Raw genomic sequence first — 13,059 nt, forward strand, 5'->3', positions numbered from 1 at the left:
TTAGCCACACCACGAGGCCGGGCCGGCTGTGGCTTGTCACACTTCAGGAAGCGCCCATGTCCCGGCACGGCGGTCGGTTCACCGTCGCGGGACACCACCTGGCCGCGGCACAGGGCAAGCACCGGCCGCCCGGTAAGCTCTAACCCCTCATAGGGGGTGTAGTCCACGGCATGGTGCAGGGCCGCGTTGCGCACTGTGGTGCGGGCCTCAGGGTCCCATAGGGTCAGATCGGCATCGCTGCCGATGGCGATGGTGCCCTTGCGGGGATAGAGGCCATAGATCTTGGCCGGGTTGGTGGCGGTCAGCGCAACGAAGCGGGTGGCATCGATGCGCCCCTTCACCACCCCCTCGGAGAAGAGGATCGCCAGCCGCGTCTCGAGCCCCGGAATCCCGTTGGGGATATGGTGGAAGCCGGCCTCGTCTCCATGCAGCTTCTTGCCCTGAGGGTCATCGTAGCGGAAAGGGGCGTGGTCCGAGGAGAAGACCTGGAAGACGCCACTCTCCAGCGCCTGCCACACCGCCTCCTGGGCCGCCTTGTCGCGGGGGGGCGGGCTGCATACGCACTTGGCGCCCTCGAAGCCCTCCTTGTCCAGATCGGCGGCGGTGAGCATCAGGTACTGGGGGCAGGTCTCGCCGTAGACCCGCAGGCCGCGTCCCTGGGCCCAGCGGATCTGCTCGATGGCCTCGGGACCGGACACATGCACGATCAACAGTGGCACGTCGATCAACTCCGCCAGGGAGATGGCGCGGTGGGTGGCCTCACGCTCGGCGATCGCCGAATGCGCCACGCCGTGGTAGAACGGCGACGTCTGTCCCTGGGATTCGAGCAGTTCAGTGAGGTAGGCGATGCAGTCGGCGTTCTCGGCATGCACCATCACCATGCCGCCCTCGCGGCGGGCCATGGCCAGCACCTCGAGGACCTCCCGGTCATTGAGCTTGAGGTCGTCGTAGGTGAGGTAGATCTTGAAGGAGCTGTAGCCCTCGGCGATCAGCGCCGGCAACTCCTCCTTGAGCACCGTCTCGGTGGGGTCCGTGACGATCATATGGAAGGCGTAATCGATCAGCGCCTGGCCCTCGCTGCGGCGGTGATAATCCGCCACCGCGGCACGCAGGCTCTGCCCCTTCTGCTGGGCGGCAAAGGGGATCACCGTGGTCGTCCCACCGCAGGCCGCCGAGCGAGTGCCGCTCTCGAAGCCGTCGGCCATCACCGCGCCGTCGCTCAGGGGCTGATCCAGATGACAGTGGGCATCGATGCCGCCGGGCATTACCCAGAGGCCGTCGGCGTCGATCACCTCCTCGGCGCCCTCCAGGCCCTGGCCAAGGGTGACGATGCGCCCATCCTTGATGCCGATATCGGCGTGGTAACGATCGGCGGCGGTGATGATCAGGCCGTTCTTGATCAGGGTATCTAGCTGCATGATGTCACTCTCTTGTTATATTGATTGGCAGGTGCGCGCGGTTCGGCCCGCGCGAGGCGCCGACGCTCCCTCAGACTGGCGCGGGCCGATCACCCCGGCCCCGCCGTCCCGCCGTCGTTGTCAGCGTCTTCAGGTAGTTCAGCCAGCCGCCATGCCGGGTGATATCCACGACACCCGGCCGATCGATGGCGGCGTCGCGCAGACGCATGCTCAGGGCGCCCGAACCATCTTCCAGCTCGATGATGGTCAGCTCGAGTTCGTCCGGCTCATTCGGCAGCAGGCCTTCGCGCAGCTGGGAATGGGAGAGCGCGTAGAGCTCTCCCGGGACTCTCTCCCCTGCAGATGCCACGGGGAGCAGGCCGGGAAACTCGTCCCTCACCGAGTAGAAGCGATAGCGGGGGGCCGTCTCGATCGCCCCCAGGTATCGGGCTCCCTCCAGCGCAAAGCTGAGACTGCCGCCCGACATGGCCTGCCCGTTGACAAACATCCTCAGCACTCTCTCCTGGGGGGGCATACCTACCTCCTGCTCGTTGTCAGCCTGCCAGCCTGTCAGCCGGCGTGTGTTGTCGAGTCACTGCACCTGTGAGTGTCCTGGGGTGGCGTCAAGGGCCCAGCCGCGGGTCCTGGAAGAGGCCGCCCCAGCCCTGGATGCAAGTGGTGTCCTCCCCCGCAAGCTGCAGAGACTTCCATACCGCGACGCTCACCGAGTCATAGATTGGAATGCCCAGCTCCTGCTCCAGCGCCGGCACAATGGCGGCACCTCGCATATTGGTGCACAGCAGAGTAATGGCCTGGGGATGGCACTGAGCCACCTCCCGCACCAGCCCCGCCAGCGTCGCTTCGTCGTATTCCGAGAAGGAGAAGTTGCCACGGTCATTGAGGTGGCGCTCCGCCACTACCTCGATGCCCTCGGCAGCGTAGTTAGCGACGATGGCCCCCTGGATTTCATCGAGATAGGGCGTCACCAGTCCCAGTCGGGTCACCCCGGTGCGTGTCAGGATCTCGTTGAGCGCCAGCACACTGCTGGTGGCTGGCACCCCGGTCATCTCGGCGATAGCGGCGCACAGCTGGCGATCGGTTTCGAAACCCAACCAGCTCGCCGAGGTGCCGCTCCAGGCGATAACGTCCATCCGCGCGTCGTTGAGCAGCCGTGCCGCCTCCAATTGGGGCGTAGGATCGAACGCCTGGTCCGGGCCGCTCAGTGAGGTCTCCTTGACGGTGAAGCGCTGGAAGTGGGCTGTGACCCGAGGAAAGAGCCCTTGAAGCAGGGCCGCGGTATAAGGCTCTAGCACAGTATTGGAGGAAGGCGTCAGCATGCCCAGCAGGGTACGATTCATGGCTGGCTCCGGAGCTGTTATTGATATTCTGTATACAAAAACCTCACACCCCAACAGATTCGCACAGCCCTGATTTTTTGCAAGAAAAACCTCATTAAATCCAAATTTTCATGAAAATAAAAATATTATTCCATTGTTTTTTAAGAGTTTTTAAAAAAACTGTATTCTATGTTTTGTATTTTCCTGGAAGCTCCGCTAGGGTTCAGAAGGTCGCCCACACAGAAATGCAAGGCGATCGGCAGCCCACTCGTGAAAACAAAAGGAATCCTGTATGACAACAACAACACGACTCGCAAAACGTTCTGCAGCCATTCTGTTGGCGCTCGGCCTAGGCTCTCCCCTGCTCGTCAGTGCCGAGACCCTGCGCTTCAGCGGTAACTTCCCCGATGACCACTCCAGCAGCCGGGCAATGGAGATCTTCCGGGATACCCTGGCCGAGCGTACTGACGGCGACTTGAGCGCCCAGCTGTTCCCCAACATGCAGCTAGGCGGCGCCAGCGAGAACGTCGATCAGGTTTCGTCTGGGTCCATCGCCGGCACTTGGGTCGGCATCGCCTTCCTGTCGCGTACCGTGCCGGAGCTGGAGGCACTGAGCCTGCCCTTCGCCTTCGCTGATCGCGAGGATGCCTTCGCCCTGATCGATGGTGACGTCGGCGAACTGCTCGACGAGAAGCTGGCCGAGAAGGGATTCGTGGCGCTGGGCTATATGGAGCTGGGCTTCCGCCATGTGACCAACAACGAACGCCCCATCGAAACCGTCGAAGACCTCAACGGTCTGAGAATCCGCCTGCAGCCCAATCAGACTCACCTGGACACCTTCCGTGCCATCGGCGCCAGTCCGATCTCAATGGATATAAGCGAGGTCTACGGTGCCCTGCAACAGGGGGTGCTGGACGGCCAGGAGAATCCCTACAGCATCATCAGTACCCGCCGACTGGACGAAGTGCAGGGCCATCTCTCCGATACCGGCCACTTCTACGACTTCATCGTGGTGGTGGCCAACCGCAACGTCTTCAATCGGCTAAGCGAGGAAAAGCAGCAGGCCGTGCGCGAGGCCATGGCCGAGGCGGTGGCCTGGCAGCGGCAGACCGCCGCCGAAGAGGATGAGGCGGCCCGGGCGACGCTGATCGAACGGGGCATGCAGTTCACCCCGATCAGCGACGAGACTCGCGCCGCCCTGCGTGAGGCCAGCCAGGGTGTGGTGGAGCAGCTGCGCGACAGAATCGGTACCGAGGTCGTCGACCGGGTGCTCGAGGAACTCACGTCATGACTTCCGCCTGGCACCAGCTGGAGGCGCACGCCTCCAGCCCGGTCAAGCGCCACTTCCTGCATGGCCTGGTGCTGCTCGACCGGACATCCTATTACGCCATTCTGGTGGCCATGGGCATGATGACCCTCCTCGTCTCGGCCCAGGTGTTCACCCGCTATGTGCTCTCCAGCTCTATCGACTCCGCCGACGAGCTCTCGCGGCTGTTCTTCGTCTGGGCGATCTTCCTGGCCATTCCCCACGGCATCAAGGTCGGCATACATGTAGGTATCGACGCCCTGGTCTCCCACTTGCCCGAGGGGCTACAGCAGCGACTGGCGCAACTGATGGCCCTGTTCGGTGCCGCCATGATGGCGGGACTGTTCTGGATCAGCCTGGGAGCGGTGGCCAGCAAGTGGCAGGAGCTGATGCCCACCCTGCCGATCACCGCCGCCGTATTCTATATCGCCGTGCTGGTCTGCGCCGGCCATAGCTGCCTGCATCTGGTGGCTCAGGCCCTGCGCCTGGAGCCACTTCCCAGCGCCCCGACCCACCGTGGAGGGCTGCCATCATGACTCCTGCCATCGTCTTTACCTTCCTGAGCTTCGCCCTGCTGCGGATGCCACTGGCCTTCGCCTTGGGCTTGGCCTCCCTGGTGGGTCTCTATGTGGGTGGCATGGATTTCTCGATACTCCCTCAGCGCATGATGCACTCGGTCAATAGCTTCCCGCTGATGGCTATCCCGCTCTTCATGCTGGCCGGCGAGCTGATGGTGGCCGGCGGCGTCCTGCAGCGCCTGGTGGACTTCGCCAACTCGTTGATCGGTCGCATACATGGTGGACTGGCCCATGTCGCCATCGTCGCTGGCATGGTACTGGCGGCTGTCAGCGGGGCCGCCGTGGCCAGTGCTAGTGCGTTGGGCAGCTCACTGGTGCCCTCCATGCGTCAGCAGTACGGTACCGGCTACAGCAGCGCAGTGGTAGCCTCCGCCGCCAACCTGGGGGCCATCATCCCGCCCAGCAACGCCATGATCGTCTACGCCTTGATGGCTGGGTCATCCGTGTCGGTAGGCGGACTCTTCATGGCAGGCGTCGTACCCGGAATCATCTTGGCGGTGGGTTTCATGGGACTGGCCAGCTTCATCGCCATGCGCCGCCGCTACCCGCTAGGCACCGAGAGCAGGATCGGCCTTAAGCACGTGCTGGTGCAGACCTGGCGCGCCCTACCGATTCTCTTGATGCCTATCGTCGTAGTGGGCGGCATCGTTGGCGGTGCCTTCACCCCTACCGAGGGAGCTGCCATCGCGGTGGTCTATGCACTTCTCATCGGCTTTTTCGTGACCCGCAAGCTGCGCATCTCCGACCTGCCCAAGGCGATGTTCAATGCTGCCGTGACCGCGGCCATGGTAGGCGCCTTGATTGCCTTCGCTTCCACAATGACCTTCGCCTTCACCCTCGACCTGATCCCTCTGCAGCTTTCCCAATGGGTGCAGAACTTCACCCAAGATCCGCTGGTGTTTCTGCTGCTGGTCATGGTGCTGCTGATCGGGGTCGGCATGTTCATCGAGTCCAACGCCGCTTACATCATGCTGGTGCCGCTACTAGCGCCCATTGCCTTGGCATATGGTATTGACCCACTGCTGTTCGGATTCCTGTTCGTCATGAACTTGGTGGTAGGCATGATGACACCGCCGGTGGGTGTGCTGCTGTTCGTGATGTGCGGCATCTCGAAGATAAGCCTCAACGAGCTGATGAAAAGCGCCTGGCCCTTCATCGTTTTCCAATATGTGGTGCTGTTCGCCTGTATCGCTTTTCCCGGCATCGTCACCTGGTTGCCGCGGGCACTAGGGTACTGACTGCTTCTGCCTCCGGCTCCAAACAGGGGCCGGGGCTCTTTCTTTAAGCGGCGCGGGCTAACCCGCCACGAACATACTTAGTGAGCACGCCATGAAACTACTGGTCATCAATCCCAATATCTCAACCGATGTCACTGCCCTGATCGAACGAGAGGCCCGCCGCAGCATCCGCCCCGGCACCGAGCTGACCATGGCCACCGCCCCTTTCGGTGTGGCCTATATCGAGACCCGCGCCGAGGCCCAGATCGGCGGCTATGCCGCAATGCAAATTGCCGCAGAACAGTATGAAGGTCATGATGCCGTGGTGGTGGCGGCGTTTGGCGATCCGGGTCTTACCGCCCTGCGTGAGATCCTGCCGATCCCGGTAGTGGGGATGACAGAGGCAGCACTGGTAAGCGCCTGCCAGCAAGGAAGCCGTTTTTCGGTGATCGCGATCTCCCAGCGCATCCAGGCCTGGTACCGGGAAACCATAGCCGGCTACGGCTTCTCCGATCGCTTAGCCAGTATTCGCGCTCTGGACGAGCCCTTGGCCCATATCGGTCGAGTGCAGGAGGATCAAGGCGAGCGCCTGGTGGCTCTGGCCGAGCGGGCGGTACATGACGACGGTGCCGATGTCCTGATCCTTGCCGGGGCGCCCCTCGCCGGCCTAGCCCGCGATGTAGCTACACGCCTGCCAGTACCCGCCCTCGATGGTGTCACCTGTGCGTTGCATCAGGCTCAGGCCATGGTCAACTTGGGGGCGCCAGCACCCTCTGCAGGCAGCTTTGCCGCTTTGCCCAGCAAGCCCTGCCTTGGTCTGCCTGAGAAACTGGTAAAGTTAGTAGGCCGTCAAGTACTGACTAATCGCATCTGACTGGAATTCCATTGTATCAGTGGGGAAAATTGAACCATCCAGTCAAGAGGATAGCCTATGAGTACAGATTCCCCTGCGGGTGTGGCCCGCATCACTGCACCAACCTTGGCTCAAGAAGCCTACCAGACCCTGCGCCGACTTATCGTACGGGGCCAACTACCCCCGGGTGAGCTACTTCAGGAGCCCACCCTCTGCGCACAGTTGGGCATCTCCCGAACCCCTCTAAGAGAGGCCCTGAAGCGTCTGTCTGCAGAGGGGCTGGTGGTAATGCCCCGCAACCGCCGGGCTCGGGTGGCCCCGATTGACGCCAAGGAGCTGGACCATCTTTTCGAGGTAGAGGCTGGCCTGGAAAGCCTGGCCGCCGGCCTGGCCGCAAAACGCATGACCAATACTGAACTCAAGCGCCTCGAAACCTTGCAAGAACGTCTTGAGCGACTTCTGGTGAAGGGCGACCGCAATGCCTATTTCGAACTCAACCAGCGCATCCATGGATTGATCGTGACTGGCGCTAAAAACCCAGCGCTGGAGGAGACCCACCAAGGCTTGCTAGGGCGCCTGGAACGAGCGCGCTATCTAGCCTTGGATCGCTTGGGCCGCTGGCAGGAGTCGACTGAGGAGCATCGCCAGATCCTTGAGGCACTGAAGGCCCGGGACAGTGACCTGGCCCAGCGCCTACTGGCTAACCATATCCGACATACCGGGGAGGCGATTTCCTGCATAAACCGTCCCCCCTCTTGATGCCCTGACATCCTGCTGGAAAGCAAGAAGGGCCCTACCGCCTGGAAGAGCCACTTGCTTGGCAGCACCTTGAGTCAGAGGCTGACTCGCAGCGCCAGCGGGTGCTCATCGCAGTTATTGCCCTCACCGCCACGGTCGACGACCAGGAACTCCCCCTGTCGCTCGAGCACCGATTGGATCGCATGCCAGGTCCCGGCTCGATAGTTCACTCCCTGGCGGCCATCGGTGACGAAGGCGCGCACCTCGTCCGGGTCGATGGTCTCCCCCGGCGGGGCCACCACGATCACGAAACGCTCCTCGTGCAGCGGCATGAAGGCCTGGCTGCCCTGGGGATGACGCTCCAGGAAGTCGAGTTCGAGCGGCAATTCGATGGGCTCGCTGACGAAGATACTGATCAGCGTCCGAGCCTGCTCACCAAGGGTTTCTACCTTCGCCAGGTCGTGGTAACGACGGGTGCGCCCGGCGTTGATGTGAAAATAGTCGGCCGTGCGCGTGTCGATGACGTCGCCGAAGGGGGCGAAGGCCTCCGGTGTCAGCGGTTCGGCTTTCAGTTCCAGCATGAGGACTCCTTCATCTCAGCCATAGTGGCTTATTGTATGGCGCGGCCGTTCTACCGGCCCCAACGCAGCGAACCAAGCGAGAGGCGCCGGGGACAGGTTGGAGAAGGGGTCCGATGCCAGGGATGGCATCGGTAGCGCCCAGGGAGGGGTTCACAGCGCCCCCTCGAAAACCTGTCGCCGGCAAAGCCTCGAACGGTGCCACGACTGCAAGCGCCAAGCGCCAAGCGCCCTTTCAGCGAGCGCCCAGGCGCAGCGCCGGGTGGCGGTTCACGTCCTTGTAGAGCAGGTAGCGGAACGGCCCGGGGCCGCCGGCGTAGCAGGCCTGGGGGCAAAAGGCGCGCAGCCACATGAAGTCGCCGGCCTCGACCTCGACCCAGTCCTGGTTGAGGTGATAGACCGCCTTGCCCTCCAACACATAGAGCCCATGCTCCATGACATGGGTCTCGTCGAAGGGGATCACGGCGCCGGGCTGGAAGGTGACGATGTTGACGTGCATGTCATGGCGTACGTCGGCCGGGTCGACGAAGCGAGTGGTGGCCCAGCGCTCGTCGGTGTCCGGCATCGGCGTCGGCGCGATATCGTTCTCGTTGACCACGAACGCCTCCGGCACCTCGATGCCCTCGACGAACTCATAGGCCTTGCGCACCCAGTGGAAGCGCACCGGGGCATCGGACTCGTTGCGCAGCTGCCAGTGGCTGCCCGGTGGCAGGAAGGCGTAGCCGCCCGCGGCCATGCGGTGGCGCTCGCCGGCCAGCGTCAGGGTCATCTCCCCTTCCACCACGAACAGGACGCCCTCGGCCCCGGGATCGAGCTCGGGCTTCTCGCTGCCGCCCCCCGGCGACACCTCCATGATGTACTGGCAGAAGGTCTCGGCAAAGCCGGAGAGCGGCCGTGCCAGCACCCATAGCCGGGTGTTGTCCCAGAACGGCAGGTTGCTGGTGACGATATCGCCGAACACCCCCTTGGGGATCACGGCGTAGGCCTCGGTGAAGACTGCTCGGTCCGAAAGCAGCTGGGTCTGGGGCGGATGCCCCCCGCGGGGGGCATAATACGTGCGTTGGCTCATGATGCGTCCTGAAAGAATGCCAAAGATAGCGCTCTAGCTATCGTGACGGGTGCGTCTTTCGGGGCTGAACCGTCGACAGGCCTTCGAGGAGGCGCTGTGAACCCCTCCCTGGGCGCTACCTTCGCCATCCATGGCGAAGGACCTCCTCTTCGGCCTGTCCCCGGCGCCCCTCGTAAAGCAGCTAGGCTGTCCTGTCGGGGTTCGACGTCAGCGCGCCGGTGCCGGGTGATGCTCGGCCCAGTGCCGCGCGATGTCCACCCTGCGAGTCACCCAGACCCGGTCGTGGGCCTCGATATGGTCGAGAAACCGCTGCAGGGCGCGGAATCGGCCGGGGCGGCCCAGCAGCCGGCAGTGCATGCCCACCGAGAGCATTTTCGGCGACTCCTCCCCTTCCGCATAGAGCACGTCGAAGGCGTCGCGCAAATAGCTGAAAAAGTGGTCGGCGGTGTTGAAGCCCTGGGGCGCGGCGAAGCGCATGTCGTTGCTGTCCAGGGTATAGGGCACGATCAGGTGATCGTGTTCGCGACCCTGGCTATCCGCCTGGCGAGTCCAGAACGGCAGGTCGTCCCCGTAGTAGTCACTGTCATAGAGGAAGCCACCCTCGTCGAGCACCAGCCGTCGGGTGTTCGGGCTATCACGGCCGGTGTACCAGCCCAGCGGCTTCTCGCCATAGAGGCGCTGGAAAATCTCCATCGCCTGCTGCAGATGCTCTCGCTCGACGTGCTCCGGCACGTCCTGATAATGAATCCAGCGATAGCCGTGGCAGGCGATCTCATGGCCCAGCTCCTTGAAAGCCTGGGCCACTTCCGGGTGACGCTCCAGCGCCATGGCAACGCCGAACACCGTCAGCGGCAGGCCGCGCCGTTCGAACTCGCGCAGGATGCGCCAGACCCCGGCCCGGGAGCCATATTCGTAGATTGACTCCATGCTCAGGTGGCGGTCGGGAAACGAAGGGGCACCGATGATCTCGGATAGGAACTGCTCGGACCCCGAATCGCCATGCAGGACGCAATTCTCGCCGCCCTCTTCGTAGTTGAGCACGAACTGTACGGCGATCTTCGCCTTGCCGGGCCAGTTGGCGTGGGGGGGCGTGCGGCCATAGCCGATCAAGTCGCGGGGATAATAACTGCTTACGCTCATCAAGGACGTTCCTCTTGTTCTTTCTGGCTGGTTCTTCCTGGCTGGTTCTTTCTCGCCAGCCCTTCCTGGCTCGCTCTTCCTGCCTCACGGGGCCAAGGCGCTGCCTGGCAACATCATGATGCGACAATTAATGTATACAATAGAAAAGTATACTGTACCCACTCCTATTGCAAGGCATCGGCACCAACCTATTGAAGGGCCATTGGAGCCATGACATCTGGAACCGCTGCCGCTCTTACTCCTCATAGCATTAGCTTTTGTATACAAAAAATCAAGGCAACGTACTCGATATCTACCTATATCGCCGAATGCACCCGTCCCCTCGCAGCGCAGGCTGACAGCTGGCGTCACCACCCGGACAATAGTGTATACAACAACTTCTCCTCATGGTCGCCAATACCCTATGTCCTTTCAGAAATACGACCTAGGTCTAACGGCCAGAAAACGCTGAAATTCCTGCATTAATTGAATAAACATTTGTTTTTGAACAATAAAAACTCATGATCAGCACATCAACGGAATGCTTGCGCACACGACGCTGCCCGTCTATCTTGTGTACAAAGACATTTCATTTTGTTCACAACAAATCTCACCGCGGAGTTCCCGATGCAGATACGCGTCATCAACCCCAACACCACCCTGGCCATGACCGCGAAAATTGGTGCGGCCGCCCAGCGCATAGCCGCGCCAGGCACACATATTGCCGCCACTCAGCCCGCCAGCGGCCCGGTTTCCATCGAGAGCCACTTCGACGAGGCGATCAGCGCCGTCGGCGTGCTGGAGGAAGTGCTGGCCGGAGAGCGTGAGGGGGCGGACGCCTATGTCATTGCCTGCTTCGGCGACCCGGGGCTGATGGCCGCCCGTGAGCTGACCCGTGCCCCGGTGATCGGAATCGCCGAGGCGGCCTTTCACATGGCCGCCCTGATCAGCACCCGCTTCTCCATCGTCACCACCCTGGGGCGTACCGGCATCATCGCCGAGCACCTGCTGGAGCAGTATGGCTTTCGCCATCACTGCCGACGGGTCCGTGCCGCCGAGATCCCGGTGCTGGATCTGGAGGAGAACGGGGAGATGGCGCTGAATCGCATCATCGACGAGTGCCGTCGCGCCCGAGACGAGGACAACATCGGCGCCATCGTGCTTGGCTGCGGCGGCATGGCCGACCTGACCGAGGAAATCAGCCGGGCGGTAGGGCTTCCCGTCATAGAGGGCGTTACCGCCGCCGTGAAGCTGTCCGAGGCGGTGGTCGGCCTGGGGCTTGGCACCAGCAAGCATGGCGACCTGGCCTTCCCAAGACCCAAGGCCTTTACCGGCCAGTTCGAGCACTTTTCCGGCCTGACACCCATCGGCCGGGCACTCCCCAAGCAAGAGTAAGCACCACAGAAAGCCGCCAGCGGAATAGCGGCCCTATACGGCACGGACGACCGACAACGATAAATTTGGCAAACATCCTTGCGAGGACACAATAATGAGCGATCCGACAGCAAAGGCGCAGCCCGGCGCCCCGGACATCACTTTGGGCACGACACATGACGCCACCAAGGGCATAGGGGAGGAGAGCCTGGCCCCCCAGCAGACCCGCATCATGGGGCGGCCCTCCTACTTCCTGGCCTGGTTCGGCGGGTGCGTATCCATCGGCACCTTCGCCATGGGCTCCAGCGTGGTCGGCACGCTGAACCTGATCCAGGCGACACTCGCCATTGCCATCGGCTGTTTCGTGATCGGCATCGCGCTCGCCATCAATGGCGCAGCCGGCTACAAGTACGGCATCCCTTTCATGGTTCAGGCGCGCAGCGCCTTCGGCTTTGCCGGCACACGCATACCCGGCCTCGTCCGCGCCGTTCCCGCCGTGGTGTGGTACGGCTTCCAGAGCTGGATCGGGGCCGGTGCGCTGAACATGGTATCGGCCACCCTGTTCGGCTTCGACAACCTGATCTTCTACTTCATCACCTTCCAGTTCCTGCAGATCGGCCTCTCGGTAATGGGCTTCCAGGGCATCAAGTGGCTGGAGAACATCGGCAGCGGTTTCATCCTCGTCTCGCTGATGTACATGTTCTATGCCACGGTGCAGCGCTATGGCGATGAGCTTTCCGCCAACCTGCTGACCATGGAAGGTTCATGGGGCATGCCGTTCTGGGGCGCCACCATGCTGTTCCTGGGTATCTACAGCACCATGATGCTCAACGTCAGCGACTACTCCCGCGAGCACAAGAAGGGAACCGGCCCGGGCCTGCTGACCACCATCTACGCCATGTCGATCCTGCCCTGCACCATGTTCATGGGCCTGATCGGCTTCATGGTCTCGGAAGCCACCGGCACCGCCGACCCCATCCAGGTCTTCGCCAATGCCGTGGACAACACCCCCCTGCTGATGACCACCCTGCTGTTCATCGCCTTCGCCCAGGTCACCACCAACGTGCTCAACAACGTGGTGCCGCCGACCTACGTGCTGATGGACGTGTTCAAGCTGAAGTTCCCCATCGCCACCGTGATCGTCGGGCTGCTGGCCTTCGCCACCTTCCCCTGGAAGCTGGTGCAACCGGAATCCGCCGCCGGCCTGCAGCTGTTCGTGCAGACCTACTCCGCCTTCCTCGGCCCGATCTTTGCCATCCTGGTCGTCGACTACTACATCATTCGTCGCCGCACCCTGGATATCGGCAAGCTGTATGACGAGACCGGTCCCTACCAGGGCGTCAACTATGCCGCACTGATCGCCACCGCCGTCGGCATCGTGTCCGCCCTGACCTTCTCAGCCGTCTCCTGGTACGCCAGCCTGATCCCCGCCGGCATTACCTACTACCTGTTGATGCAGCACTGGGGCCCCTGCCAGCGCTTCCGTCAGTGAT

At 62.4% G+C, this 13,059-nt stretch carries 13 protein-coding genes; 7 read left to right on the forward strand and 6 right to left on the reverse strand.

What is annotated here, in order from left to right:
• The 3 genes from hydA to LY622_RS06510 all read right to left on the reverse strand — a co-directional run.
• Nucleotides 1-1,418 (reverse strand): dihydropyrimidinase (gene hydA, locus LY622_RS06500; RefSeq protein ID WP_234290138.1); only part of this gene is annotated, 1,418 nt, incomplete at its 3' end.
• 70 nt (nucleotides 1,419-1,488) lie between these two features.
• Nucleotides 1,489-1,905 (reverse strand): allophanate hydrolase-related protein, encoded by a 417-nt coding sequence (locus tag LY622_RS06505; RefSeq protein WP_234290139.1) that lies wholly within the window; start codon nucleotides 1,903-1,905, stop codon nucleotides 1,489-1,491.
• 115 nt (nucleotides 1,906-2,020) lie between these two features.
• Nucleotides 2,021-2,755, reverse strand: coding sequence for a maleate cis-trans isomerase family protein (locus tag LY622_RS06510; protein WP_234290140.1), 735 nt, complete (start codon nucleotides 2,753-2,755; stop codon nucleotides 2,021-2,023).
• A gap of 271 nt (nucleotides 2,756-3,026) precedes the next feature.
• Between LY622_RS06510 and LY622_RS06515 the strand changes: the two genes are divergently transcribed.
• The 5 genes from LY622_RS06515 (at nucleotide 3,027) to LY622_RS06535 (ending at nucleotide 7,447) form a co-directional block, all read left to right on the forward strand.
• Nucleotides 3,027-4,025, forward strand: coding sequence for a TRAP transporter substrate-binding protein (locus LY622_RS06515; RefSeq protein WP_234290141.1), 999 nt, complete (start codon nucleotides 3,027-3,029; stop codon nucleotides 4,023-4,025).
• Nucleotides 4,022-4,576: a TRAP transporter small permease gene (locus LY622_RS06520; protein WP_234290142.1), complete on the forward strand. Its 555-nt coding sequence runs from the start codon at nucleotides 4,022-4,024 to the stop codon at nucleotides 4,574-4,576. The genes LY622_RS06515 and LY622_RS06520 overlap by 4 nt, the downstream gene beginning before the upstream one ends.
• Complete coding sequence (locus LY622_RS06525; RefSeq protein WP_234290143.1) at nucleotides 4,573-5,856, forward strand: TRAP transporter large permease; 1,284 nt, start codon at nucleotides 4,573-4,575, stop codon at nucleotides 5,854-5,856. Before LY622_RS06520 ends, LY622_RS06525 begins: the two co-directional genes overlap by 4 nt.
• 91 nt (nucleotides 5,857-5,947) lie before the next feature.
• Nucleotides 5,948-6,709 (forward strand): aspartate/glutamate racemase family protein, encoded by a 762-nt coding sequence (locus LY622_RS06530; RefSeq protein WP_234290144.1) that lies wholly within the window; start codon nucleotides 5,948-5,950, stop codon nucleotides 6,707-6,709.
• 57 nt (nucleotides 6,710-6,766) lie between these two features.
• Entirely contained in the window at nucleotides 6,767-7,447 is a 681-nt protein-coding gene (locus LY622_RS06535) for a GntR family transcriptional regulator (RefSeq protein WP_255762361.1), read from the forward strand.
• A gap of 74 nt (nucleotides 7,448-7,521) precedes the next feature.
• Here LY622_RS06535 and LY622_RS06540 read toward each other — a convergent pair whose 3' ends face one another.
• From LY622_RS06540 to puuE, 3 genes are all read right to left on the reverse strand, one after another.
• On the reverse strand, nucleotides 7,522-8,007 hold the full coding sequence (locus LY622_RS06540) for an ureidoglycolate lyase (protein WP_234290146.1): 486 nt from the start codon (nucleotides 8,005-8,007) through the stop codon (nucleotides 7,522-7,524).
• Between the two features lie 232 nt (nucleotides 8,008-8,239).
• The gene (locus tag LY622_RS06545) at nucleotides 8,240-9,073 is read right to left on the reverse strand and encodes a bifunctional allantoicase/(S)-ureidoglycine aminohydrolase (protein WP_234290147.1); all 834 of its coding nucleotides are present in this window, start codon (nucleotides 9,071-9,073) and stop codon (nucleotides 8,240-8,242) included.
• Between the two features lie 207 nt (nucleotides 9,074-9,280).
• On the reverse strand, nucleotides 9,281-10,213 hold the full coding sequence (puuE, locus tag LY622_RS06550; protein ID WP_234290148.1) for an allantoinase PuuE: 933 nt from the start codon (nucleotides 10,211-10,213) through the stop codon (nucleotides 9,281-9,283).
• A gap of 606 nt (nucleotides 10,214-10,819) precedes the next feature.
• Here puuE and LY622_RS06555 point away from each other — a divergent pair.
• Both LY622_RS06555 and LY622_RS06560 read left to right on the forward strand, forming a co-directional pair.
• Nucleotides 10,820-11,587, forward strand: a complete 768-nt coding sequence (locus LY622_RS06555) for an aspartate/glutamate racemase family protein (RefSeq protein ID WP_234290149.1) — start codon at nucleotides 10,820-10,822, stop codon at nucleotides 11,585-11,587.
• Between the two features lie 94 nt (nucleotides 11,588-11,681).
• The gene (locus LY622_RS06560) at nucleotides 11,682-13,058 is read left to right on the forward strand and encodes an NCS1 family transporter (protein WP_234280260.1); all 1,377 of its coding nucleotides are present in this window, start codon (nucleotides 11,682-11,684) and stop codon (nucleotides 13,056-13,058) included.
• Nucleotide 13,059: the final 1 nt, after the last annotated feature.

Origin of the sequence: Halomonas alkalisoli, assembly GCF_021412585.1 — a bacterium.
GTDB classification, from domain to species: Bacteria; Pseudomonadota; Gammaproteobacteria; order Pseudomonadales; family Halomonadaceae; genus Halomonas; species Halomonas alkalisoli.